The 23,825-nt window shown below is 74.5% G+C and carries 24 protein-coding genes and 1 tRNA gene; 8 read left to right on the plus strand and 17 right to left on the minus strand.

What is annotated here, in order from left to right; genetic code table 11:
* Nucleotides 1-45: 45 nt before the first annotated feature.
* Complete coding sequence (locus ACSUPR_RS15310) at nucleotides 46-1,509, minus strand: NAD-dependent succinate-semialdehyde dehydrogenase (RefSeq protein ID WP_436885294.1); 1,464 nt, start codon at nucleotides 1,507-1,509, stop codon at nucleotides 46-48.
* A 177-nt stretch (nucleotides 1,510-1,686) separates the two neighbouring features.
* Between ACSUPR_RS15310 and ACSUPR_RS15315 the strand changes: the two genes are divergently transcribed.
* Entirely contained in the window at nucleotides 1,687-2,937 is a 1,251-nt protein-coding gene (locus tag ACSUPR_RS15315; RefSeq protein ID WP_436885295.1) for an aspartate aminotransferase family protein, read from the plus strand.
* Between the two features lie 101 nt (nucleotides 2,938-3,038).
* Here ACSUPR_RS15315 and ACSUPR_RS15320 read toward each other — a convergent pair whose 3' ends face one another.
* Nucleotides 3,039-3,698 carry a DUF6518 family protein gene (locus ACSUPR_RS15320; protein ID WP_436885296.1) on the minus strand — a complete coding sequence of 220 codons (660 nt, stop codon included), beginning with the start codon at nucleotides 3,696-3,698 and terminating at the stop codon, nucleotides 3,039-3,041.
* A 160-nt stretch (nucleotides 3,699-3,858) separates the two neighbouring features.
* Here ACSUPR_RS15320 and ACSUPR_RS15325 point away from each other — a divergent pair.
* A tRNA-Arg gene (locus ACSUPR_RS15325) sits at nucleotides 3,859-3,934 on the plus strand.
* Between the two features lie 216 nt (nucleotides 3,935-4,150).
* Here ACSUPR_RS15325 and ACSUPR_RS15330 read toward each other — a convergent pair.
* Entirely contained in the window at nucleotides 4,151-5,554 is a 1,404-nt protein-coding gene (locus ACSUPR_RS15330) for an alpha/beta hydrolase domain-containing protein (RefSeq protein WP_436885297.1), read from the minus strand.
* Between the two features lie 263 nt (nucleotides 5,555-5,817).
* On the minus strand, nucleotides 5,818-6,441 hold the full coding sequence (locus tag ACSUPR_RS15335) for a VOC family protein (protein ID WP_436885298.1): 624 nt from the start codon (nucleotides 6,439-6,441) through the stop codon (nucleotides 5,818-5,820).
* Between the two features lie 191 nt (nucleotides 6,442-6,632).
* On the opposite strand from ACSUPR_RS15335, the gene ACSUPR_RS15340 reads away from it, so the two are divergent.
* Together ACSUPR_RS15340 and ACSUPR_RS15345 are read left to right on the plus strand one after the other, a co-directional pair.
* Nucleotides 6,633-7,277 carry an amidohydrolase family protein gene (locus ACSUPR_RS15340; protein ID WP_436885299.1) on the plus strand — a complete coding sequence of 215 codons (645 nt, stop codon included), beginning with the start codon at nucleotides 6,633-6,635 and terminating at the stop codon, nucleotides 7,275-7,277.
* Complete coding sequence (locus tag ACSUPR_RS15345; RefSeq protein ID WP_436885300.1) at nucleotides 7,160-7,870, plus strand: amidohydrolase family protein; 711 nt, start codon at nucleotides 7,160-7,162, stop codon at nucleotides 7,868-7,870. The genes ACSUPR_RS15340 and ACSUPR_RS15345 overlap by 118 nt, the downstream gene beginning before the upstream one ends.
* Here ACSUPR_RS15345 and ACSUPR_RS15350 read toward each other — a convergent pair.
* The 4 genes from ACSUPR_RS15350 to ACSUPR_RS15365 all read right to left on the minus strand — a co-directional run bounded on the left by ACSUPR_RS15350 (nucleotide 7,857) and on the right by ACSUPR_RS15365 (nucleotide 10,045).
* Nucleotides 7,857-8,336: a pyridoxamine 5'-phosphate oxidase family protein gene (locus ACSUPR_RS15350; RefSeq protein WP_436885301.1), complete on the minus strand. Its 480-nt coding sequence runs from the start codon at nucleotides 8,334-8,336 to the stop codon at nucleotides 7,857-7,859. The genes ACSUPR_RS15345 and ACSUPR_RS15350 overlap by 14 nt on opposite strands.
* A 79-nt stretch (nucleotides 8,337-8,415) precedes the next feature.
* The gene (locus ACSUPR_RS15355; RefSeq protein ID WP_436885302.1) at nucleotides 8,416-8,880 is read right to left on the minus strand and encodes a helix-turn-helix transcriptional regulator; all 465 of its coding nucleotides are present in this window, start codon (nucleotides 8,878-8,880) and stop codon (nucleotides 8,416-8,418) included.
* A 29-nt stretch (nucleotides 8,881-8,909) separates the two neighbouring features.
* Complete coding sequence (locus ACSUPR_RS15360; protein ID WP_436885303.1) at nucleotides 8,910-9,320, minus strand: VOC family protein; 411 nt, start codon at nucleotides 9,318-9,320, stop codon at nucleotides 8,910-8,912.
* A gap of 80 nt (nucleotides 9,321-9,400) precedes the next feature.
* Nucleotides 9,401-10,045, minus strand: coding sequence for a TetR/AcrR family transcriptional regulator (locus ACSUPR_RS15365; RefSeq protein ID WP_436885304.1), 645 nt, complete (start codon nucleotides 10,043-10,045; stop codon nucleotides 9,401-9,403).
* A gap of 122 nt (nucleotides 10,046-10,167) precedes the next feature.
* Between ACSUPR_RS15365 and ACSUPR_RS15370 the strand changes: the two genes are divergently transcribed.
* The 3 genes from ACSUPR_RS15370 (at nucleotide 10,168) to ACSUPR_RS15380 (ending at nucleotide 11,615) form a co-directional block, all read left to right on the plus strand.
* Nucleotides 10,168-10,515: a sigma-70 factor domain-containing protein gene (locus ACSUPR_RS15370; protein ID WP_436885305.1), complete on the plus strand. Its 348-nt coding sequence runs from the start codon at nucleotides 10,168-10,170 to the stop codon at nucleotides 10,513-10,515.
* A 121-nt stretch (nucleotides 10,516-10,636) separates the two neighbouring features.
* Nucleotides 10,637-10,903, plus strand: coding sequence for a hypothetical protein (locus ACSUPR_RS15375; protein ID WP_436885306.1), 267 nt, complete (start codon nucleotides 10,637-10,639; stop codon nucleotides 10,901-10,903).
* Between the two features lie 55 nt (nucleotides 10,904-10,958).
* On the plus strand, nucleotides 10,959-11,615 hold the full coding sequence (locus ACSUPR_RS15380) for a DUF5701 family protein (protein ID WP_436885307.1): 657 nt from the start codon (nucleotides 10,959-10,961) through the stop codon (nucleotides 11,613-11,615).
* Between the two features lie 37 nt (nucleotides 11,616-11,652).
* Here the strand turns inward: ACSUPR_RS15380 and ACSUPR_RS15385 are convergent, their stop codons facing one another.
* The 9 genes from ACSUPR_RS15385 to ACSUPR_RS15425 form a co-directional block, all read right to left on the minus strand.
* Entirely contained in the window at nucleotides 11,653-13,308 is a 1,656-nt protein-coding gene (locus tag ACSUPR_RS15385) for a choice-of-anchor I family protein (protein ID WP_436885308.1), read from the minus strand.
* Nucleotides 13,309-13,403: 95 nt separating this feature from the next.
* Nucleotides 13,404-16,187 carry a DEAD/DEAH box helicase family protein gene (locus ACSUPR_RS15390; protein WP_436885309.1) on the minus strand — a complete coding sequence of 928 codons (2,784 nt, stop codon included), beginning with the start codon at nucleotides 16,185-16,187 and terminating at the stop codon, nucleotides 13,404-13,406.
* Between the two features lie 140 nt (nucleotides 16,188-16,327).
* Nucleotides 16,328-16,747, minus strand: coding sequence for a hypothetical protein (locus tag ACSUPR_RS15395; RefSeq protein WP_436885310.1), 420 nt, complete (start codon nucleotides 16,745-16,747; stop codon nucleotides 16,328-16,330).
* Between the two features lie 515 nt (nucleotides 16,748-17,262).
* Nucleotides 17,263-18,201, minus strand: a complete 939-nt coding sequence (locus ACSUPR_RS15400) for a hypothetical protein (RefSeq protein ID WP_436885311.1) — start codon at nucleotides 18,199-18,201, stop codon at nucleotides 17,263-17,265.
* A 180-nt stretch (nucleotides 18,202-18,381) separates the two neighbouring features.
* Nucleotides 18,382-19,098, minus strand: coding sequence for a L,D-transpeptidase family protein (locus tag ACSUPR_RS15405; protein ID WP_436885312.1), 717 nt, complete (start codon nucleotides 19,096-19,098; stop codon nucleotides 18,382-18,384).
* A 136-nt stretch (nucleotides 19,099-19,234) separates the two neighbouring features.
* Entirely contained in the window at nucleotides 19,235-20,533 is a 1,299-nt protein-coding gene (locus tag ACSUPR_RS15410; protein WP_436885313.1) for a hypothetical protein, read from the minus strand.
* A gap of 93 nt (nucleotides 20,534-20,626) precedes the next feature.
* Nucleotides 20,627-21,466, minus strand: a complete 840-nt coding sequence (locus tag ACSUPR_RS15415) for an ACT domain-containing protein (protein ID WP_436885314.1) — start codon at nucleotides 21,464-21,466, stop codon at nucleotides 20,627-20,629.
* Between the two features lie 124 nt (nucleotides 21,467-21,590).
* Entirely contained in the window at nucleotides 21,591-22,142 is a 552-nt protein-coding gene (locus tag ACSUPR_RS15420; protein WP_436885315.1) for a hypothetical protein, read from the minus strand.
* On the minus strand, nucleotides 22,133-22,714 hold the full coding sequence (locus tag ACSUPR_RS15425) for an RNA polymerase sigma factor (protein WP_436885316.1): 582 nt from the start codon (nucleotides 22,712-22,714) through the stop codon (nucleotides 22,133-22,135). Before ACSUPR_RS15425 ends, ACSUPR_RS15420 begins: the two co-directional genes overlap by 10 nt.
* A gap of 459 nt (nucleotides 22,715-23,173) precedes the next feature.
* On the opposite strand from ACSUPR_RS15425, the gene ACSUPR_RS15430 reads away from it, so the two are divergent.
* Nucleotides 23,174-23,638 carry a hypothetical protein gene (locus tag ACSUPR_RS15430; protein WP_436885317.1) on the plus strand — a complete coding sequence of 155 codons (465 nt, stop codon included), beginning with the start codon at nucleotides 23,174-23,176 and terminating at the stop codon, nucleotides 23,636-23,638.
* Nucleotides 23,639-23,825: the final 187 nt, after the last annotated feature.

Raw genomic sequence — 23,825 nt, forward strand, 5'->3', positions numbered from 1 at the left:
GTCGAGATGTCGTACGACATCTCGACCGAGTTTGTTCGGGCATGGTCAGAGGCCGCCGATGCCGACGTACTTGGTGTCCAGGAACTCGTCGATGCCCACGCGACCGCCCTCGCGGCCCAGACCGGACTGCTTGACACCGCCGAACGGGGCCGCGGGGTTGGAGACCACGCCCTGGTTGAGGCCGACCATCCCGGTCTCCAACGCCTCGCTCACCCGCAGGGCGCGGTTGAGGTCGCGGGTGTAGAGGTAGCTCACCAGGCCGAACTCGGTGTCGTTGGCGGCGCGGACCGCCTCCTCCTCGGTCTCGAAGGTGAGCACCGGGGCGACCGGCCCGAAGATCTCCGTGGTGGACAGCTCGCTGGCGAACGGCACGTTCGCCAGCACCGTCGGCCGGTAGAAGTGCCCGGCCCCCTCGCCCGGGCCGCCGCCGACCAGGACGGTCGCACCCCGTTCGACCGCGTCGTCCACCAGGTGCTGCACCTTCTGGCGGGCCTTGTCGTCGATGAGCGGCCCCACGTCGACGCCCTCGTCCAGGCCGCGCCCCAGGCGCAGTGCGCCCATGCGCTCGCTCAGCCGCCGGGAGAACTCCTCGGCGACCCCCGCCTGGGCGTAGATGCGGTTGGCCGCCGTGCACGCCTCGCCGATGTTGCGCATCTTGGCGAGCATCGCGCCGTCCACCGCCGCGTCCAGGTCGGCGTCGTCGAACACCAGGAAGGGCGCGTTGCCGCCCAGCTCCATGGAGGTGCGCAGCACCTGGCCCGCGCTCTGCTCCAGCAGGCGGCGGCCCACGGCGGTGGAGCCGGTGAAGGACAGCTTGCGGATGCGGCCGTCGCTGAGCAGGGGCTCGGTGACCGCGCCCGGGTCGGTGGTGGGGACGACGGACAGCACCCCCTCGGGCAGCCCCGCCTCCGCCAGGATCCCCGCCAGGGCCAGGGCCGAAAGCGGCGTCTGGTGGGCGGGCTTGAGGACCATGGTGCAGCCCGCGGCGACGGCCGGGCCGATCTTGCGGGTACCCATCGCCATGGGGAAGTTCCAGGGCGTGATGAGCATGCACGGCCCCACCGCCTGGCGCATGATCAGGAACCGCGACCTCCCGTCGGGCGAGGTGGCGAACCCGCCCTCGATGCGCACCGCCTCCTCGGAGAACCAGCGCAGGAACTCGGCTGCGTAGGCGATCTCACCGCGCGCCTCGGCCAGCGGCTTTCCCATCTCCAGGGTCATGAGGACGGCCAGGTCCTCCTGGCGCTCCATCAGCAGTTCGTAGCCTCGGCGCAGGATCTCCCCGCGTTCGCGGGGCGCCGTGCGCGCCCACGACGGCTGGGCCCGGTGGGCGGCCTCCAGCGCGGCCAGCGCGTCCTCCTTGCCCGCGTCGGCGACGGTGCAGAGCACCTCCCGGGTGGAGGGGTCCTCCACCTCGAAGACCCCGCCCGAGGCCGCGTCGCGCCACTCTCCGCCGATGAACAGGCGCTTCTCCACCTGTGCGACGACCCGTGCTTCCCGATCCGACATGTTCACCGCTCCCGGTCGTACATCGTCCGGGCCCGCGGTCGTGTGCGGGCCCGGCGCCGTTGGGTCACACCTGCCCGGCGTGCGTCCCCTGGACACCGCCACGGACCGGATGTTTCCATAGCCGTGTCGATTGTCAACAATCCTACGGACGCGCGCGACAACGAATCGAGGCATCGCATGGCGGAGCTCTCCCCTGTCCTCAAGCAGGCCACACCCGTGGTCGCGGCACGAGGCGAGGGCGCCCACATCTACGACGAGGACGGCCGCCGCTATCTCGACTTCACCGCCGGCATCGGCGTCACCAGCACGGGGCACTGCCACCCCCGGGTGGTGACCGCCGCGCAGGAGCAGGTGGCCACGCTCATCCACGGGCAGTACACCACCGTGATGCACCGTCCGCTGCTGCGGCTCACCGAACGCCTGGGCGGGGTGCTGCCCCCCGGGATCGACCGGCTGTTCTACGTCAACTCCGGCAGCGAGGCCGTGGAGGCGGCGCTGCGGCTGGCCCGGCAGGCCACCGGGCGCCAGAACGCGATCGTGTTCCAGGGGTCGTTCCACGGCCGGACCATGGGCGCGGCCTCGCTCACCACCTCCGGGACCAAGATCCGGGCGGGCATCGGTCCGCTGGTGCCCGGGGTGGTCGTCGCGCCCTTCCCCCACGCCTACCGGCTGGGGATGTCGGAGGAGGACGCGGTCGCGTACGCGCTGCGCGAGTTCGACGAGCTGCTCATCACGGTGACCTCGCCGCGGGACACGGCCGCGGTGTTCATCGAACCCGTCCTGGGCGAGGGCGGGTACGTGCCGGCCCCCGACGCCTTCCTTCAGGGGCTGCGCGAGCGCGCCGACGCGCACGGCTTCCTGCTGGTCGCCGACGAGGTGCAGACCGGGTTCGGGCGCACCGGAACGTTCTGGGGGCATGAGCCGGCCGGGATCGTCCCCGACATCGTCATCACCGCCAAGGGGCTGGCCAGCGGTTTCCCGCTGTCGGCCATCGCCGCCCCCGAGGCCCTGATGGCCAAGGCGTGGCCCGGCTCGCAGGGCGGGACCTACGGCGGCAACGCCGTCTCGTGCGCCGCGGCCCTGGCCACCCTGGACGTCATCGAGGAGGAGGGCCTGGTGGACAACGCCGCCCGCATGGGCGAGCGGCTGCGCCAGGGGCTGGAGAAGGTCGCCGAGTCCTCACCGCTCATCGGGGACGTGCGCGGCCGGGGGCTGATGCTCGCCAGCGAGTTCACCACCGACGGGCGCCCCGACGCCGCCGCGGCACTGCGCGCCCAGCAGGCCGCGGTCCGCCACGGGCTGCTCCTGCTGACCTGCGGCCCGGCGGGGAACGTGGTGCGGATGATCCCGCCGCTCATCGTCGACGGAGAACAGGTGGACGCCGCGCTCGCCGCCTGGGAGGCCTCGGTGGCCGAAGCCCCGGCCTGAGCCGGGAGGCGGTCGCCGCCGCCCGGGTGCAGGACGGGCTGCTCGACCGGCTCGAAGAGGCGGGACGGGCGCTGGAGGAGCCGGGCTGAGCCGGGCGGGGGTCAGAGGGCGATGGCGAAATCGGCCAGGAGGAACACCCCGAGCCCGAGCGGGACCAGCACGGCGAACACCGCCAGCGCCCGCGCCCGGTCCGCCCATCCGCGGCCGCCGAACAGCAGGGGGACGGCCAGGCCCAGCAGCGCCTGGGTCCAGGCCGTCCCGAGCATGTGCGTGAAGTGCTCCCAGTTGACGAGCTTGAAGACGCCCTCGGCGGCCAGGACCGCGCCGAGCAGCCCCACCGCGCCCGCCCGCCACCAGCGGTCCCGGTTGCGCCACACGTGTCCCGCCAGCCCGAACAGCGGGCCGGCCACCGCGCCGCAGGCCGCCCACACCAGGGGCGCCCACAGGTCCTGGGCGCCGAGCCACAGCAGCGAGGTGAACCCGTAGTAGCCGACGACCGCGCCCCACTGGGTGAGCAGCCCGGCCGCGGCGCACGCCCAGGGGCGCGCGGAGGCCCCGGCCGCGCCGGCGACGAACGCCGCGGCCGCCCAGACCGCGCCGGAGTTGGCGATCCACGCCGCCGCGTCGGGCAGCAGGCCCTGGGCGACCATGGTGGCGATCCCGACGATCAGGCCGCCCGTCCCGGACAGCAGGAGCAGCGCCCACAGGGGAACCGCCTGCTCGGGGGCGGTGTCCTGCGCGGGCGGGGTTTCGGTGTCCATACACGGCCTATCGCGTGTGACCGGCGCCCCGGTTCGGAGCACGCCCGGATGACGGGGGTCACACGCATAAATGGCACGAAGCCACTCCGGCACCGTGATAGAGTCGGAGACGTCGCCAGGGAGGACACGGTCCGCCAGGGCGACGACAACTGAACAACCTGCACTCGTAGCTCAATGGATAGAGCATCTGACTACGGATCAGAAGGTTGGGGGTTCGAATCCTCCCGAGTGCGCCACCATGAGACAGTGGCAGAACGGCCCTGAACTGCGCAAGCGCGGTTCGGGGCCGTTCTGTTTGCGCCGTCCCCTCCCCGCCCCACGGGGCGGCGGTACGTGTCCGGTGCACGTGCCGCCGGAGGGGCCGCGGCCGCCCGTGCGCTCCGGGTGCCGGGAGCGGGGCGGCCGCGGGGTTCCTCGCCGGTCCGGGAGCCGTCAGGTCCCGGCGGTCAGGGCTACCACCACGGGTGGTCCGTCCGCAGGGCGGCGACGCGGGACGCCCGGGCGTCCTCCGGCAGGAGGTACCCGTCGTGCCGTGCGCCGTTCACGGCCCGGTTCACCAGCCGCACGTACCCGCCGCGCCGCGGATACAGCTCCTGCAGGGTCTCGTCGGAGAAGGGCACGTGGGCGCCCATCAGCACGCAGAAGGGGTCGCCGGTGTTCGTCCCCTGGTTGAGCGCCGTGGCGACCTCGTGCTCGGGCAGGCGGATCCCGCCGAGCCGGTTGCCGTGCTCGTCGCGGCTCGGGGTCGTGGCGTCCGCCCACTCCAGTCGCGGAGCGGCCGGGGGCGCCTCGCCGTCCTCGATCCAGTCGACCATGTGGTCGTAGGCCGTGTTCAGCACGTGGTGGAACGGGATCCGGCTCAGCGGCGGGCGGTCGCACCGCTGTGCCCCGGTGCCCGGGTTCTCGCGGGCGATCAGCGGGGCGAAGGTCAGGTACTCGTGGGAGCCGACGTGCGACGTCCCGGCCACCTCCCACCGGCGGTAGAACTCCGAGTCCGGCTCCTGGCTCTGGGAGCGCAGCCGCACGTCGGTCTCCGCCATGAGCCGCATGACCGGCGTGGTGCCCTCGGCGAGGTCGCCGGGGGCTCCGTGGATCATGAAGCCGTCGACGGCCCCGTGGGCGGGGTGGACCGTGTTGTGGTAGCCGATGAGGTACCTGGCCGACTGGGAGTGGCCGGTGGCGATGACCGTGTCGACGTCGAAGCCCGGCAGCGGGTCGACGCCCTCCGGTGAACGCAGGGTCCGCGCGGTCTGGGAGTAGATGTCGAACGCCGGGGCGTCGGCGAGTTCGCGGCCGCCGACGCTCAGGTCCCCGTAGCGCTCGGGGTCCCACGCGCGGAGCGCGTCGACCCCGACCCGCTGGGCGGAGAGGCCGACCCAGACGTGGCCCTCCCGCATGAAGTAGTCGTTGGACAGGAACCAGTCGATCTCGAGGTCCTGCCCGAAGCTCACGTTGTTCCACTCCAGGAACGCGGTGCCGCTGAAGTCGCGGGTGTCCTCGGGGCGGCGGACCACCATCCGGGTGGTGTAGGGGGACGTGCCGGTCACCTCGCCGGTGGCGGGGTCGCGATGCTCGGCGGTGCCCTCCAGGAGGAACTCCTCCTCGACGTAGCCGTACGCGTCGAGGTCGGCCTCGACGGGCTCGCCCGCCTCGATCGGGGGCGCCGGGGGTCCGTCGGCGGACATGAACGGGTAGGAGTCGTCGGTGACGGGGACCGGGCCGGACACCGTCGCGGCGGGTCCGTCGGCGGACTCGCCGGCGGGTTCGGACCGGGCGGGCTGGGCGAGGAGCAGGACCGAGGCGACGGCCAGCCCGGTCGCGGCCGCGCCGGCGCGCAGGGGGGTGCGAGAACTCATCCGTGTGACGACCTCCGAGTAGCCCGATGATGCCGGAAAGGCTAGGACGGGCCCACCGGCCGGACAAGGAGTGCTGGACGCCGTTCGCCGCCGCCGGGCGAGAACGCGTGGATCCACCGATGGGCACGGCCCCGGCGCGGACCCGTGGAGTCCTGGGCCGGACCGGGAGTGGAGGGAGGGGGATCGGCGCCGCCCCCGTCGAAGCCGCGGAGCAGTACAGCCGGTCGCCGGAGCGGGACGCCCTGCGGGGCCTGCGCGCCGGGTCAGGGGGTACGGGCCGGGGCGGCGGCCTCCCAGGCGAAGCCGTCCGGGTCGGTGCAGGCGCCGATGCCGCCGCCGATCAACAGGCCGTGCGGGCCGGTGCCCTCCGGGGCGACGCCGACGGTCCTGGCGAGGGCGCGGCGCCGGTAGAGCGCGAGCTTGACGGCGCCGGAGCCCGCGTCGAACTCGGCGTAGGAGCGGGCGAAGCTCTTGGAGACGGTCATGCCCCGCCCCGTGTAGAACCTCTTGGTGGCGGCGATGTCCTCGACGCCCAGCAGGAGCACGACCTCGTCGATGTCCCGGGTGGCCGGCCCGGTGTTCTTCCTGGCCGAGGTGGCCGCCTGCCAGACCACCCCGTCCGGGCCCTGGAGGACGGCGCCGTAGCCCCACATCGACCTGGTCGCGGGCTTGACGGCGGTGGCGCCGGCGGCGAGGGCGGCCTCGACGAGGGCGTCGACGTCGGCCGGCTGGGACGTGACGAGCGACAGGGTGAACCCGCGGAAGCCCGTGGAGGGCTCGGCGGCGGTGCGCGCCCGGACCCGGCCCCCCAGGCCGACGGCGGCGTAGAAGCGGTCGGCGGCCTCGGTGTCGGCCGCGGCGAGGGTGATGGAAGCGATGTTCGTCATGTGCACAACGTTAGGAGCGGGCCCCGGGCGGTGCTTCTCGATTCCTGACCGGTCTGCCGGCGCCGCCTTGGGCCACCCCTGCACGCGGCTGCGGGAGGGTGGTGCGAGAGCGTGGGTCCACGCCGTCCGTGTGACCCCCGTCGCACACGGGCGCGCGACCCCTCGGATGCGGCGGGAACCCAGGGAGAGACATGTCCACACCAGCCACCGTGATCATCTCCGGAGCCCGCGTGTTCGACGGCGAGGCCTTCCACCCGAGGGCGGACGTCGCGTTCGCCGGGGACACCGTGCTCGGGGTCGGCCGGGACCTGGCCGCCGCGCACCCGCAGGCGCACACGGTCGACGCGACCGGGAAGACGGTCGTGCCCGGCATCATCGACCTCCACGTGCACATGACGACGCAGCAGGCGGGCTCGCTCAACGCCTTCGCCGAGCCGTTCTCACTGCAGTTCTACAACTCGGCCGCCCACCTGAAGCGCACACTGGAGGCCGGGGTGACGACGGTGCGGGACGCGGGCGGCACCGACCTGGGCGCCAAGGTCGCCGTGGAGTCCGGGGTCATCCCCGGGCCGCGGCTGCGGATCGCGGTCACGATCATGAGCCAGACCGGCGGGCACGGCGACCCGCGGCTGCCCTCCGGGCCGACGGCCCAATGCTGGCGCCGCACCCCGGGCGCCCCTCCGGGGTCGCCGACGGTGTCGAGGAGGTGCGCAGGACCGTGCGCACGATCCTGCGCGCGGGTGCGGACCAGATCAAGATCTGCTCCACGGGCGGCGTCCTCTCCCCCGCCGACGACCCGCGGCACTCCCAGTTCACCGAGGACGAGATCCGCGTGATCGTGGAGGAGGCCGCAGCGCAGGGCACATACGTCATGGCGCACGCGCAGGGCAGCGAGGGGATCAAGAGCGCCCTGCGGGCGGGGGTGCGCTCGATCGAGCACGGGATCTACCTGGACGAGGAGGCGATCGGGCTCTTCCTCGACCGGGACGCCTACCTCGTGCCGACGCTGGCCGCCCCGCTGGCGGTCATCGAGCGGGCGCAGCTGCCGGGTTCGGGGCTCACCCGGGCCGTCGTCGACAAGGCCCGCCGGGTGGTGGACACGCACCGGGAGTCGGTGGCCAAGGCGATCGCCGCCGGGGTGAAGGTCGCCATGGGCACCGATTCGGGGGTGGGCCCGCACGGGGCGAACCTCCAGGAGCTGGCGCTGCTGGCCGACCTGGGCATGGGTCTGGAGGACGTGCTGCGGGCCGGCACGTCGGTGGCCGGGGAGCTCATCCGGGACGCGGAGGTCGGCAGGCTCGCGCCGGGCCACGCCGCCGACGCGGTCGTGCTCGACGGGGAGCTGACCGGCGCCGAGCAGCTGGCGCTGCTGCCGTCGATGGTGCGGCAGGTGTGGAAGGACGGGGCGGAGGCGTTCAGCCGGAGCTGACCGCGCGGTCCGGGGCGGCGTCGAGCCAGCGCCCGTCGCGCATGAGGGTGCGCCCCGGCATCTCGTTCACCTCGCGCCAGGCCTGGACGCGGTGCGGCCGGACCAGGAAGTAGCCGTACCCGTCCAGGTCGCGCGGGTCGAACCCGGTCCGTTCCGCGAACGCGTCGCCCGTCCCCGGGGGAAGGCCGGTGAGGTCGACCCGTTGGGCGGTGCCGTCGATCATGACGACGTCGCGGGTGGGGCCGAGGCCGATCCGGACCCGGCCGTCGGCCGACAGGTTGCGGCCGGCGGGGGAGGCGAGGGACGTGGAGACCAGCAGCGTGTGGCCGTCCCACAGGTAGGAGAGCGGGACGAGGTGGGCTCCGCCCTCTCCGGCAGTCGCCAGCCAGAGGTCGACGTCGCCCTCCAGTCTCGCGCGGGTGTCCCGGAGCCTCTCCCGGAGGCTGCGCGGCGGTGTGTCCGTCAAGTGTTCCTCTTCCCAGGCCGGTGCCGGCCCCTCGGGGCCCGTCGTTCGTGTCGGTGCGGGGCGCGGAGTCCGTCGGCCCTCAGGTGCCGGGAAGCTCCGCGGGGGGCGTCCCCCCGTGTCGGACCGGTCGGGTGACCTGTTTGGCGACGCACTGGGGCAGCCCCTCCGCGGAGCCCGCGGCCGCGGTCCGGTAGGCGCTGGGCGACATCCCGAACAGTTCGGAGAAACGGGTGCTGAAGGTGCCCAGGGACGAGCAGCCGACCGTGAAGCAGACCTCGGTGACGCTGAGGTCGCCGCGGCGCAGCAGCGCCGCCGCGCGTTCGATGCGGCGCGTCATCAGGTACGAGTACGGGGACTCCCCGTAGGCCTGCCGGAAGCTGCGGCTGAGGTGGCCCGCGGACATGTGCACGCCGCGGGCGAGCGCCTCGACGTTGAGCGGCTGCGCGTACTCCCGGTCGATCCGGTCCCGGACGCGGCGCATCAGGGCGAGGTCGGCCAGGCGCTGCGCCTCGGCGCGGGCGTTGCCCCAGGCGGGACGGCACATGGGAGGGCTCCTTTCCGCCGGTGTCGGGCTCAGCCGACCTCTTGGATGCGGATCAGGTTGCCCGCGGGGTCTCGGAAGGCGCAGTCCCGGATGCCGTACGGCTGGTCGGTCGGTTCCTGGACGACCTCGGCGTCCAGGGCCTGCACCTTGTCGAAGACCCCGTCGAGGTCCCGGGTGGCCAGCAGGATCCAGCCGTAGGTCCCCTTGGCCATCATCTCCGCGATGGTGCGGCGCTCGTCCTCGCTGATCCCGGGGTCGGCGGCCGGGGGCGCCAGGAGGATCGAGGTGTCCGGCTGTCCGGCCGGGCCCACGGTGATCCAGCGCATCCGTCCCTGGCCGACGTCGTTGCGCACCTCGAAGCCGAGGACGTCGCGGTAGAAGGCCAGGGACGCGTCCGGGTCGTCGTGGGGAAGGAAGCTGGTGTGAATCGTCAGGTCCATGACGATCAAGATAGACCGGCTCCCCGGGGCCCGCTTCTCGATTCCTGACCGGTCCCGACCCGGCCCCGGGAACCGGTCGGTCAGGGGGCGGGGCGGACGGCGTAGTCGGCGAGCGAGGGCTCCAGGGCGCCGAACGCGGTGTCGGCGTGTCCCGCGGCGGTCCGCGCGATCTCGTCGTTGTCGCGCCCGTCGAGCGTCAGGGCCAGGACCTCCTCGAACAGCAGCCGCAGGACGCCGATGAGCTGGACCGCGGCCACCCGGGGCCGGATGTCCCCGGCCGCGGCACCGGTCTCCTCGGCGAGCACCGGGGCCAGCGCCCTCTCCCGTTCGTCGTGGAACTCGCGCAGCCGGGCCACCAGGGCGGGGCTGTCGGTGATCATCCGGGCGAACACCGGCCCGGAGAAGCCGATCACGGGGTCGTGCGCGGCGACCGCGGCCAGGTGGGCGCGGCGCAGCGCGGCCAGGGCCGACTCCCCGGGCCCGCGCCCGCGGACGGTCTCGACGGGGCCGCCCACGAAGGCGTCCCGCAGGTCCAGGGCGAGGTCCTCCTTGCGCGGGAAGTAGTTGGTGACGGTCATCTTCGACACCTGGGCGGCGGCGGCGACCTCGGCGATCGTCACGTTGTCGAAGCCGCGCTCCAGGAACAGGCGGGTGGCCGTGTTGGAGATGTTCTCCCTGGTCCGGCGCTTCTTGAGGGCTCTCAGCCCGATGTTCTGCTCGCTCATGACACCACCATACATAGATCCGACCAAAATTTGTTGTTGACATATTTCTTGGTTCGACCTAAGTTTAGGTCACGCCAACGAGGGGGGTCGGCCCCGCGGGGCGCCGACCGAAGGGAGCAGGTATGTCGATCACGACCGGCACGCTGACGCACCACCCCCAGCGGATCTCCCGCACCCCGCTGCTGACCGCGGAGCAGGAGTTCGAGCCGGGCGAGCGCTTGGAGGCCGGAAGGGCGGCCCGGCGGCGGCTCGACTCCGGCGGGGACACCCCCGCCGAGGCGGAGCGGCTGCGCGGCCTGGCCGAGGACGGCCTGCGGGCCCGGAGCCACATGGTCGAGGCCGCCCTCCGCCTGGTCGTCCCGATCGCCGGGCGCTACGCGGCGGGAGGACGGCCGCCGCCGGACCTGGTCCAGGAGGGGGCATCGGCACGATGCGGGCGGTGGAGAGGTCCGACCACCGGCGCGGCCTGAAGTTCTCCACGATGGGCAAGCCGCGCCGGCCCGGCACCTCCCGGGTCCTGGCCGACCTGCTCGCCTGAACCGTCCCCTCCCCCACCCCCGACCGAACGAACCCCGACAGGAGGCGACCCCCATGACGACACGGCGCCGCGCGACGGCCTCCCCCTCTTCCCCCCGCACCTCCGAACCGACCACCGAGGAGCAGCCCATGAACGTCCGGATCACCCTCTCCGCCCCCGGGACCGCCGGCCGGGCCCTGCCGCCCCTCACCCCGCCCGACGCGTCCCGCCCGGACCCCCTCCGCACCCGCCGGGAACCCGGGCACCGGTCCCGCGGGCGCCGGGACCCCGGAGCCGACCGGCACGGGCACCGGCGCACCCGCTTCCAGCGGGGACGGTGAGCCGTGGCCCCGCCCCCGCGCATCCGACCATCCGCACGAGTGAGGAGACGACACCATGGAACAGGACACCTTCGACGCGGGTACCGAGTTCGACCGGCAGGTCCGCACCCTGGTCGACCTCGGCTACCCCGGTCGGGCGGGGCTCGGTGAGGAGCGGTTCGAGGAGATGCTCGCACCGCTGCGCGCGGTCGCCTCGGAGCACGGCGCGGACCCGGGCGACCCCGGGTCCGGCCGGGTGCCGTTCCTGCTCGTGCTCCCCCGCCTCGCGGCGCCGGTCGAGTGGGCGGTGACCCGCACCTCGCTGCCCGGCGGAAGGAAACCCGGCTTCGTGGACCGCTCCTTCGAGCCCGGGGCCCTGGAGCGGTTCACGGCCACCCCGGCGGCCGCCGTGCCGGGCGGGGGCGCCTACCTGGTGTTCGGCGTCGAACGCGGGGAGGAGTTCTGCGGCGCGGTGCCCGCCGAGGCCATGGCGGTCATCGACTCGCGGGACCGGAGCACGCTCACCATCGAGGAGGGGATCGCCCTGATCACGCAGTTCCCGCAGGTCCTGGTCAAGAACAAGTGCTTCTCCCTGGGCGGGTCCCGCTGCGGCGACCGCCGGGTCCCGGCCCTGTGGATCGGTCAGCGGGCGCCCAAGCTTGGCTGGTGCTGGGAGGGCAATCCGCACACCTGGCTGGGCATGGCCTCCGCCGCCTCCCGCCGCGGGGCCTGACCGGGTGCGGGCCGCGGGGCCCGCACCCGGCGCGGGGTCACAGGTCGACGCGGAAGAGGGTCGTCGTGCCGGAGACCTCGTTGGCGACGACGAGGACCGGTGTGCCCGGGATCGGGGACTCCCCGGCCGGGATGAACACCAGGCCCTCCGGACCCAGGTCCAGGGCCTGGGGGGTGCCCGGCTCCGCGGAGAAGTCGCGGTTGTTCACGTAGTCGACGAAGAAGGCGTCGGCCGGGTCGGTGACGTCGTAGATCATGATGCCGCCGACCCGCTCCAGGCCGATGAAGGCGTAGACGCGGCCGCCGACCTTTCCGAGGGTGAGGCCCTCGGGCTCGGGGCCCTTGTCATCGCTGCGGGCGTCGAGCCTGTTCTCGGTGTGGTTGGAGTTGAAGAAGTCCGGGTTCTCCTCGGCGATGACGCGCTCGAACTCGGAACCGGAGTCGAAGACCGGCTCACCGTCGGTGGTGAAGATCGAGAAGGAGCGGCCGCCGAAGGAGTACAGCTCGTCGTGGCAGTCCTCCCCCTCGCGCAGGCCCTCCTCCGCGGAGACCGTCAGGCGGCCGAGGTTCTCGTCGCGCTGGAGGTCGGCGGTGGTGAGGCCGTTGGCGTCGAGGTAGGGCTGCAGGCGCGGGGAGTCCTCGCACAGCTCGAGGTCCTTGACCCGGGCCTCCTCCGAGTAGCCGTCCCAGTCCCGGACGTCGCCCTCGTTGGCGGTGACCAGGAGGGAGCGGCCCCGGTGGCGGTACATGTCGAAGCCGTCGGGCTGGTACATGCCGTACACGGGGACGCCGCGCAGGTCGACGCCGCCGTCGCGGTCGGAGGGGTCGAGCTCGTTGCCCGGCTCCAGGTGGTCCTTGACGCCGAAGGGGACGATGTCGGTGACCTCGGCGGTGCGCAGGTCCAGGACCGCGAACGCGTTGGCCTCCTGGAGGACCACGTGGGCGCTGTGGGCGGTGTCCGCGACGATGTACTCGGGCTCCAGGCTGCGGGCGACCCGGCCCGGGGTGCCCGGTTCGCCGGTGGACAGGTCCGGGCCGAACACCCGGACGCCCTCGGGGAGCTCCCGGTCGCCGTCCCAGGCGCGGAAGTCGGCGGTGCGCACGTCCCGCTGGGTGACCGCGGCCGGGCGGCGGTTCACCCTGACGATGCTGACGGAGCCCTCGGGGTCGGTCGTGTAGTCGTCGTCGGGCTCACCCTCGTTGGCGACCAGGAGGAGGCGCCCGTCCGGGGTGAAGGTCAGCATGTCGGGCAGGGCGCCCACACGCACGGCGTTGAGGGCGTTGCCGCGGGTGTCGTAGAAGACCACCCAGCCCGGATCGGTGCGGTCGGCGGCCTCCACCGCGACGGCGACGGTGTCGCCGTGGACCGCCACGGAGTTGGCGACCGCGCCCTCCTCCACCACCGAGCCGTCGGCGGCCGGGACGCCCGGGGCCGCCAGGTCGAAGAGCTTGACCGGGGCGGCGGGGTCGGAGATGTCGAGGACCTCGACGGTGGCCGCCAGGGCGTTGACCACGTACAGGCGCTGGCTGCGCGGATCGTGGGCGACGATCTCGGCGGACGCCTGGTCGAAGGCACCGGTGGAGTAGGTGCCGAGCGGGGTGAGGGGGGCTCCTTCGGCGCGTTCGTCGGCGTGGGCCGCCGCGCCGCTGAGGGCGACGGACAGGGCCGCCGCCACCGCCGTGGTCTTGCGCATGGTGGTTCCTTCCGGGGGACGGGCGCGGACGCGCCCCGCGGAAGCCAACCAGGCGGGCCCGAACGGCCGGTGTCGCCCGGGTGAAGCGCCGGGGATCAGGACCAGGTGAGACGGTGTGCCGTGGAGGTGCCCTCCAGCGGAGAGGCGCCGTAGTGGGCGGCCAATAGTGCGGCCCCCGGTTCGGTGGAGGTGCGGATCGCGGAGGTCGGGGCGATCCAGTGCCCCCAGGCGGCCTCGAACGCCTCCAAGCGGGTGCGGTTGCGGCAGAACAGAGCCGGGACGACGTGGTGGACGACCGGGTTCTCGGGCAGCGTCCCGTCGAGGAGGGCGCGGGCGTTCGCGTCCGTGGCCGCGGGCGGAAGCGGCCGGGGGATCACGTACCCGGGTTCGCCGACGACCGGACCGACCAGCTCCTCCAGGGAGGTGGCGAAATCCTCGGCGGCGTCGGAGAGGGTGAACCGGTAGACGCCGTCGGTGTCGACGCGGACCCGCACCCCGGCGGCGCCGGCCGTGGAACGGCCCGTTCCCCGGAGGGCCTCGGCGACCGCGCAGGCGTAGCGGACCGCGTCGTCGGGTTCGGCCGCCTCGGCGAGCAGTTCGCGGGCCCGGCGCAGGCGGGCGGCGCCGCGGACCCGGAGCGCGACGGGTACCAGGGCGGCGGTCGCCGCCGCCGCGAGCAGGGACCAGGGCGACGCGATCGCCGAGAACAGGACCAGCAGTGCGGTGAGGGCCGACAGGAGGAGGGCGGCGACAGGGAACCCGCCCGGCAGCGGGTCGGACGGGCCCGTGCCCGCCGGGCACACACCCCGGCGCCCCGGCAGTACCCGGGGCGGGTCGGGCAGGGCGACGTCCGCACCGCGGACGGCGGGGGTGCGCCGGCCCCGGACCCGCAGGGTGGGCAGCAGGAAGTCCTCGTAGGGCTCACCGATGCGCCAGCGCTCGCGGGTGAGGTCGCGGCGGCCGACCCGGGCGAGCATGCGCCGGTTCAGCTCCTCGGGGTCGGCGGGCGGCGCGTACGGGGAGAGGGAGGGGTCGATGTGGGCGACACCGCCCATCACCTCGCCGTCGGCGTCGACCCCCAGGTACCCCTGGTGCTTACGGACGAACCGGTCCCAGTCGGCGTCCCCGCGCGGGTGCTCGCCGGAGACGCACACGACCGTCCAGGTGTGCGCGGTCTTGTCGGGCCGGTCCGGGTCCAGGCGCAGCGCCCGGCCCCGGCTCTGGACGACGGCGGTGGGCGTGGTGGCGGTGGTGAGGTCGACGACGGTGTTCACGCCGCGCGCGTCCCAGCCCTCGCCGAGCAGGGCGCGGGTGCCGACCAGGACACGGGAGCCGCCGGACTCGAAGAACCGGGTCACCGCGCCCACCCGGACACGCGGCGACCAGGGGCCCACGATGTCGCAGAGCCCGTCCGGGCGGTCGACGGCGGCCAGGTCCGCGCCGGGCAGTTCGGTCCGGGCGTACTCCAGGAAGAGCATGGCCGTCCCCGGTGCCATGGCCACGGTGCGGCCGGTGAGCAGCACCGGGTCGAGGAGGTCGGTCCGGGGGTCGCCGGCCAGGGTGGTGAGCTGGAGACGGGCCGACCCGGCGTCGGCGTCGAGGATGCCGCGCAGGGCGACGGGCGGCCGGGAGGAGGCGTGCTCGTGGTCGCACAGGACCAGGGCGCGCAACCGCTCCCCCAGGGCCGCGGCCTCGGCGGCGAGGATCTCGGCGGTGGCGTGCGCCTTGGAGTCGCTGCGGGCCAGTACCCGGTCGACCGGGGAGACACCGCGGCGGACGCCGTTGCGGGTGAGGTGGTGGCCGATCGCGGGCAGGGAGGCGCGCAGGCGCTCGCGGGCCCGGCGGTCGCGCTCGGATGCGGTGTCCGGGGGAAGGCAGCGCCTGGCGTAGTCGTCGATGAGGGCGATCCAGTCGGCCGCGGTCGGCGGGCGGCGGTGCTCCTCGAGCGGCCGGGCCCCCTCGGGCAGATCGCACAGGCCGGTGTGGTGCAGGCGCAGGACGGCGTCGGCCAGGGCGGGTTCGGCCGCGGCGACCCGCGCCCAGGGGACGCGGCCGCCCTCGGCGGCGTCCCGGTGCACGAACCGGGCGTCGATCCAGGGCAGCAGGTCCGTGGTCGCGAACCCCGGGGTGAGCAGCTCGTCGCACATCCGGGAGAAGCGCTCGCCCTGGTCCTTGAGGTAGGCGAGCTCGGTGGGCGTGGGCGCGGTGAGGTAGACCAGCTCCGCGAACGGGGCGAGGTATCCGTCGCGGACCAGGGCGGGGATGGAGGCACCGGTGACGGGTTCGCCGAAGAGGCGGTCCACCAGGGCCCGCTCCGCCGCGGTGAGGTCGGTGGCCGGGGTGCCGGTCAGCCCGATGACGTGCGCGTCCGGAAGCTCGTCGAGGACCTCGGCGAGCAGGCGCCCCCACACCTGGAGCAGGTGGTGGCACTCGTCGAGCAGGACGGTGAGGGGACCGGCCCCGTGCAGCGCGTCGACGAGGGCGCGGCCGTTGGGGTGCAGCCGGTCGCGGACGGAGGTGCGGCCGCCGCCCTCCTCGTCGGTCTCGGTGTCGGGGTCGAACACCGCCAGGGACTGGTAGGTGAGGACGGTGGTGTGGTGGGAGAGGTCGCGGTCGGTCCCGGCGGTGCGGTCGTCGCCTCCGGAGCGCAGGGAGTCCCAGGTGCGGATCCACTGTCCTTGGATGGCGGTGTTGGGCACGAGGACGACGGTCCGGCGGTCGAGCCGGCGGGCGGCCGCCAGGCCGACGAGGGTCTTGCCCGCACCCGGGGGGAGGACGATCCAGGTGCGCCGCTCTCCGGCGTCCCAGCGCGCGGCGACGGCTTCCAGCGCCTCGCGCTGGTAGGGCCGGAGGCCGGGGGGATCCGTGACGGCGGGCACGGGCCCACGGTAGCGGGAGCGGGTGGGCGGGTGCCGGGGCGGGGCTCGGCGGCCGCGGGAACGACGGGCCGGGGGGCGTCGGCGGTGGCGCGGACCGGGGTGCGGAGCCCGGCTGGGGCGGCACGGGTCGACGGGCGCGGTCAGCGCCCGCCGGAGCGCTGGACGCGGTGCCAGGCGGTGACCCAGCGCCGGCGCTCGGCCTCGTCCTCACCGGCGCAGGCGGTGACGAAGGCCATCAGGAACACGTACCGGGGCAGCCGGTCGCCCTCCAGGACCTGGCGGAAGGTGGTGTGCTTGACGGCTCCGCCGCACAGGTACTCCAGCTCCCGGTAGGACCAGTCGCCGGCCCACACCACGTAGCGGCGCATGGTGAGGAGGAACTCGGCGGTGGTGCGGGCGTGCAGGGGGTTGGGCCGGTGCTCGTAGCCGTCGATGTCGCGCAGGGGGCGGGAGCGCTCGACGGTGGCGGTCACCGGGGTGGAGAGGAGGCTGTCCAGCCATCCGGTGCCGTTGAGGGCGCGGTTCGGGCCGGTCGGTTCAAGGACGCCCGTGGGGGTCACGCCGTCTCCTTTTCTCGTTCCGAGGAGGATCGTCAATCGCTGCTTCCGGGCACGGAGCACCTGAAGGTGCACAAGTGAACAGGGGGTGCGGGGAGAACACCGAAGCCACGCGGGGATGTTGTGGAGTAACCGCGACTGTTCGGTTACCGGGAAATCTACCGGATGAACACGACAGGCGAAAGCGCCTGTGGCGCGGGCATCCCGGCGTTCTCCGCCACACGGTGGTGTGACGCCCGGAGTACCCGCGGGGTTTCCGGGAATTTTTCTCAACAAATCAGTCGAATGTCATCTGGAGCCACTGGAAAAACGTCGCCGGCGATCAATGCCGGTGATGCACTTCCCACCAGGTGACACCACTCTCCGCCCTCGAATGCCACACAGAGAGATAACCGAATACCAACATTAAGGACGGCCGAAAATCGAAGATGCGGAGCGCGGGACGGCCTCCCGGAACGGTCGGCGGAGCGGGCGCACGGACCGGTCCGCACCGCCGGTCCCGCCGCGTCCGCGATCGCCTAGGAAGCAAGGCCCTCCGGGGACCAGCGGACGACGGTCGCGTCGTCGCGGACCTTGCCGCGGGGATGGGAGCGCCCCTGCGGGTCGGCGTCCTCCAGGGCGCGCACCCGCTCGATCAGCGCCCGGGGACCCTTGTCCGAAACCAGGGAGAAGGCCTGTCCCCAATCCAGGTCGCCGAAGACCTCCACCGCACGGGTCGCCCCGTCGGTCATGAGGGCGAACCGGTCGAGCCGGGCCGTCCCGGTGTACGCCTCGTCTGCGGCCCGGGGGTCGGATCCCGCCGTCCAGAACCCGCCCGGGACACCGCGCAGCGCGCGGAGCGCCTCCGGTGCCTCGCCGCGGCGGCGCAGGTCGGTCCGGAGGGCGTCCAGCCGGGTGTCGGCCACCAGGCCGACCCCGTCCACGGTCCGGACCACCCCGCCCCGCCCGTCCGGATCGGCCGCGCCGGGCAGGGGCCGGGGATCGGCGAGCAGCAGGACGGAGTCGGACAGCACCAGGTACTCCAGCCGCCCCGGTCCGTGCGCGGCGCGGTCCCCGCCCCCGGGCCCGTCCGGGCTCCCCGCCGGGGGCGCTCCGTTCTCGGCCGGGCCGCCGGGGGCGGCGCCTCCGGAATCCCCGCCGGGGACGATGCGGACGGCGACCACGGTCGCGGACGGGGTGTCCCGGCGGGCGAGGTCGCAGGTGCCGGAGTGCAGGGCCGCCGCCGCCCCTATCGCCTCGGCCAGCGCGGCGCGCAGCGGCCGTCCCGCGTCGATGCCGGCCAGCAGCAGGCCGCCCAGCCACCGGACGTGCCGGGCCACCCCGTGGGAACAGCCGCCGTCTCCGTCGGGCGGCCCGCTCACCCCGTCCAGCAGTACCGCGCAGTGCGCGGTCACCGCGGCGAAGTCCTCGTTGGGGCGGTCGGCGCGGCCGGGTTCGGTGGCGATCTGGAAAGGCATGAGGGTCCCCTTCGCGGGCCCGGGCGGTCCCTCCGCCCGGCCGTGTCCTCTCCTTCCCGTGGCCGCCCCCGGCCACCCCACCGGCGGATGAATGCCGGGGGTCGGTCCCGCCCCGTCCGGCACGGGGGCGGCCGGGGACCACGGGCTCGGGGCCGCGGGCCCCGGCCGCACCGGAGCCGGTCAGCGGACGAGGACGGTGGTGCCCACCGCGATGTGGCCCTCCTGCCGCAGCCAGTCCATGGCGGGCAGGCTCACGCGCGCACAGCCGTGGGAGGCCGGGTACGCCGGGACGCTCGTGTACCCGTGGACGGCGATGCCGCCGTTGAAGTACATCGGTGCGTACAGCGCGCCGTAGGGCCCCGGGTCCCAGCCGGACACCTGCCGGAACACCGTGTAGGTGCCGGTCGGGGTGACCGCGACCCGCTCGGAGCCGTCGGCCCCGAGGTAGGGCTTCCCGGACCCGGTGGAGGTGTTGAGCGTGTACTCCACCTCCCCGCCGGAGACCACCAGGAGCAGCTGGCGCTCCAGGTCGATCTCCAGCGCGTCGCCGGAGGAGTCCGCCGATGGTCGGACCCCGTCGGCCAGTGCGGCCCGGGTGTCCGGGCCGACCACGCCGTCGCGGTCGATGCCCGCGGCCTTCTGGAGGGCGAGCACCGCCTGGGCTGTGTTGGGCCCGAACTCGCCGTCGGCGCCGTCGAGCCAGTAGCCGAGGCCGAGCAGCTCCTCCTGGAGCCGGGCGACGGCCCGGCCGGAGTCGCCGTTGCGCAGCTCCCGGGCGGCCGCGTGCGCGGGCGCCGGGGAGAACAGGAGGGCGGTCAGCAGTGCGGCGACCAGTGCCGCGAGCAGCCGGACCGGGGATCGGAGGGTCGTGAGGGAGTGTGTTGTGGGGGTCGGCATATTTCCCTTGTACCCGCCCGTGGCGGATCATGGGGGATTTTCCACAGCCTGTGGACGAAGACACGGCCCCCGGACCGCACGGCCCCGGGGCCCGCGCCCCGGGACCCGCGCCCCCGGACCCGCGCCCCCGGAGGGGTCAGCCGAAGTACGCGCTGCGCACCGGCCCCGGTGTGTCCGCCCGCCAGCGCCGGGCGCCCCGGGCCCAGTGCCCGGCCACCGCCCCGGTGAACCCCGTGAGCACGTCCACCGTGTCCGGCGGTCCGTCCTCGCCGTTCTCACCGGTCACGGGCTCGGCCGCGAGGACCTCCTCGGCCAGCTCCGCCTCCGGGCGCTCGTCCGCCGGCACCGTCTCCACACCTCCGCCGGGGTTCTGCGGATCCGCCACCCGCATCCGCTCCCCCCAGGGGCGGTGGGCGGTCTGGTGGAGCAGGGTCACCACGTCCGCCGCCGGGCCCGAGGGGCGGACCCAGCCCGCGGCGTGCTCGAAGAGGATCTGCCCGTCCGGCCGTTCGAACAGCGCCGCGCGCAGCTCCGGGTCGGCGGCGTCGAGGTCGTAGGCCACCACCAGGGCCCCCGGCCGCGCCGGGTCCACCGGCAGCAGCGGCAGGCCGAGCAGGCGGGAGGCGGCCAGGCCCAGGACCGTGCTGTCCCGGTCGGGCAGCGCCATGACCCCCTCCGGCGCGCGTCCGGCCGCCTCCAGCACCAGCCGCAGCCGCTCCAGTCCGGTGCGGCAGTACGAGTAGTCGTCGGAGACGAAGGCGTAGCGTCCCCGCATGGGCTCCTCGAAGCCGAAGGGGGACAGGTGGGCGACCACTCCCCCGTGCAGGGCGAAATGCCATCCGCGCAGGTCGGAGCCGTCCAGCGGGCCCGCCTGGGCGGCGGCCCCGGCCCGGTCCGCCATGGCCTGGACCCGTGCGCGGGCGGGCTCCCAGTCGGGGTCCCGCGGAGCCGGCAGGCCGGCCAGGGCCTCTCCGGCCCCGGCGAGGTCCCCCGCGGCCAGGGAGTTGAAGGCGATCAGGTAGCGCCCGGGCCAGTCGGGCAGCTCGCCGGCCCATCCGCGCAGGGCGTCGGCGGCCTCCGCGTGCCGGTGGCCGTCCTCCAGCGCGGAGGCCAGCTCCCACAGGATGGGCAGGACGTCGGGGGCCAGGCCCCGGGCCCGGCGCAGCGCGGGGACCGCGACGAAGGGGATCCCCGCCTCGATGGCGGCGTATCCGAAGTCGTAGAGGGCCTTGGGCCCGTCGGTGTCGTCGAGCAGGGCGTCGGCGGCCGCGGCCAGGCCGTCCGCGCCCAGGGCCCGGGAGGCGTCGCGCACCAGCGCGACCAGGCCGGGCAGCGGGAGTCCGTCGGCCGCAGGGCGCAGGGAGAGGACGGCGCGTGAGGGTTCCCCCTGGGCCAGGGCCTCCCGTGCCGCGGCCAGGGGGTCGTTGTCGGTCATGCTCCTCCGGGGTTCGGGGCGGGCCCGTACGGCCCACCCCCGGTGCGACGCGCACCCGGCCGCTCCGGTTCGCGCCGGTCCCTCCCCCGCCCGTCAGGAGCCGGCGGTCCGGCTCCGCAGGGTGGCGGCGACCTGGGCGAGCGCCCGGCAGCGGGCGAACTCCACCGAGGTGAAGGGAGCCCCGGAGCGCCGGACGACGAGCACCCGGCCGTCGGGGGCCGGCAGGGTCATGACGGTGCCGGACAGGTCCTCGCCCCCCAGGCCGGGGGGCGGCGCCTCCGCGGTGTCGACCCGCTGGGCCGCGGCCAGGGACAGCAACGAGTCCTCCAGGCTGGTGTCCCCGGACGCGAGTGCGCCGACCAGGGCCAGGGTCCGGCTGGTGGTGTCGCTGAGCTCGTGCGGGTCGGCGGTGCGCACGATGGCGTCGCGGCCGCCCGCCTCCCGGACGGCGGCGTGCAGGGCGTGCGCGCCCACGCGCGCGGGGGCGCTGACGAAGAACTCGTCGACGGCTTCGGTCCCGGCGGGGTGGACGTGCATGAGGCGGATGTCGATCCCCAGAGCCGCGAACCCGGCGGTGAGCGCGGCGAGACCGCCGGGAACGTCCGCGACGGTGACCCGCACGCTCCACAGGCGGTCGCCGAGCGGGTCGTCGGCGGACGGGACCCGGTACGCGCGGCGGACGGCCGCGTTCCCGGGCACCGCCGCGGCCGGGGCGCGCCGGTGCCGGTACCAGCGGTGCAGACCGGAGGCCAGGACGAGTACCGCCCCGACTGCGAGCAGGGTACGGGCTCCGCCGTCGCTGTGGCCCAGGGAGAGCACCACCAGGTGGGCCGCCCCGGCGGCGAGCAGCAGGACCCCGAAGTCGAGGGCCTCCCGGCCCAGGAAGCCGGTGCGCCGGTCGTCGGTTCGGTGGTGGCCTTCGAAAGCATCCATGGGAGCGACGGTGCCAAGCCGACGTTGCGCCCGTGCTCCGGCCGATGACGGAGCGGTAACGCCGATGGGTGAGTCCGGTCACGGCCACCGGTCCGGACGGGTTCCGGATGCCGCCCGGACCCGGTCAGTCGGCCTCGATGAGCCCGACGACCTCGACGTCGATCCGGAGGACCGGCAGTCCCAGCCGGTCCTCCAGGACGTCGCGCACGGCCCGGCGCAGGTCTTCGGCGGCCTCCGCGATGGGGGTGCCGTGGGCGACCCGGACCGCCAGGGCCACCGAGAGCCCGTCCCGTTCCCGGCCCACCCGGCAGCGGCCGACGAGCGTCCCGGGCGCGCCGCGGGCGGCGAAGCGCGCCAGGGCCGCGACGGCGGACTCCCGGATCCGGGTCGTCCCCGGTCCCGGGCCGCCCAGGACGAGGGTGCGCCGGCCCCGGTCGGCGCGGATGACGCGCATGACGTCGTCGACGAGTCCGGCGGGGGCGGCGACCGCGTCCGTCCCGGGTTCGCGCAGGACGGAGACCAGCGGGGCGAGGTCGCGGGTGGCGGCCCGGCAGTGCGGGCAGTGGGCCTCGTGCTCCGTGGTGCGGCCTTCCACGAGGTTCCGCACCAGCGCGTCCTCACCGTTGCCGCAGGGGAGGAGACCGTCAGCGCCGTCGTCGGGCGGTTCTAGCGCCATGGTGCAAGGGCCTTCACGAGATGGGCGCGGGCGCGGTGGATCCGCCCACGCACGGCGGTCGGGGTCGCGTCGACGACTTCTGCTATCTCTTCATATCCCCATCCTTCCATTTCCCGTAGGACCCAGCATGTGCTCTGCCCCGGGGGCAGGCCGGCCAGGGCCTGGAAGAGCGCCCCGCGCAGGTCGCCGGCCAGGGCCTCGGTCTCGGGCCCCGCCCGGGGGTCGAGGGCGCCCTGCTCGTCGATCGGCTCGGTCTCGGTCCGCGCGCGCAGGGCGTTGAGGGCCCGGCGTCCGGCGATGCGCTTGAGCCACGGGCCGAACGCCGTGGAGTCGTTCAGTTCGGGGAGTTTGCGCCAGGCCGTGATGAGTGCCTCCTGGGCGGCGTCCCGGGCGTCCCCGGGATCGCGCAGGATGCGCAGCGCGATGCGGTAGACCACGTCCTGGTACCGCCGCAGCAGGGTCTCGAACGACACCTCGTCGCCGTCCTGCGCGCGCTCGACCAGTACCGCCTCGGGCACCTCGGTGCCCTGTGCCGGCGGCGCGGCGGCATCCCCCCTGCGGTCACCCGACACAGCTCACCCACTCTTCGCACCCGAATGACTACGAAGAGTACCCGTCGAAACACCGGAGAACGCGGGACGCGCACCGCCGAAGCGCCGCCGGGAACCCCTCCGGCCCCTCCACGCCCTCCCGGGCGACCGCACGGAAGGAGCGCCCCGCACGAGGGAGCCCGGTACGGGGGAGCCCGGGGCCCTCCCCGCCGAGGAGGCGCCGCCCCCGGAGCCGGCGGCCGCACGCCGGGCGGGCGAGGGCGACCGGGGCCGGGCGGACGCCGTGCCCGCAGGTCGCGCAACCCCTGTGCAACCTCCGCCCCGATAGGAGTGAACGTAAAATCACCGTCCGCGGTAAATGTTTTTCCGCTGAGCGGGAAGGTGAACCAGATCACATAGATTAGGGCGTGAGTTGATCAAGCCCGACCGTGTCTTCACGGACGAGCAGCAAGAACAGAGTGACGGACCTTGGGAGAACGTATGAAGATCCCTGCCGGGCTCACCTCGACGGGCATGACGACCAGCATCGCGGCCGCCCCCACGCCGGAGGCCGAGAACACCGAAGACCGCACCCGGGTGGAACACACCCGGGAGACCAGGGAGCGGGAGCGGAACCGGAGCGCCCCCGTGACGGTCATGATGAGGCCGATCCGCTCCACGGCCGCGCTGGGGGCGCTCATCGCCCTCGGCGTCGTGGCCGGATTCGTCGCGGTGGCCGCCGTCATCCTCCTGGCCAGCCCCACCCCTCCCGGCCTGCTCGGCGGTTTCGGACCGGAGGCGACCTGGGCGATGCCCGCCACCGCCGTCGCCTCCGCACTGGGACTGACCTTCCTGATCGTCGCCGTCCTCGCGGACCGGCGCGCCGAGGAGGCCTTCCGCCGGACCCTGGGGAACCACGGGTTCGGCGCCCCCCGAGAGCCGGAGCGCGCACAGCGCACGCACTGACCCCGCGGAACCGCCCGACCCGGTCGCGCCGGGCCCGCCCCGAAGCCGGGGGCCGGGACGGGCCCGGCGAACCGGTATCCGCCTCCGGCGTGAACGTGTTATCTTCACCCTTCGCGGCGACCCGGACCTGAGCCCCTCGCGTATCAGGGACGTGCCGGACACACCGTGCCCATCGGGCACGAAGTTC

This window comes from Nocardiopsis dassonvillei, assembly GCF_964273065.1.
Taxonomy (GTDB): domain Bacteria; phylum Actinomycetota; class Actinomycetes; order Streptosporangiales; family Streptosporangiaceae; genus Nocardiopsis; species Nocardiopsis dassonvillei_B.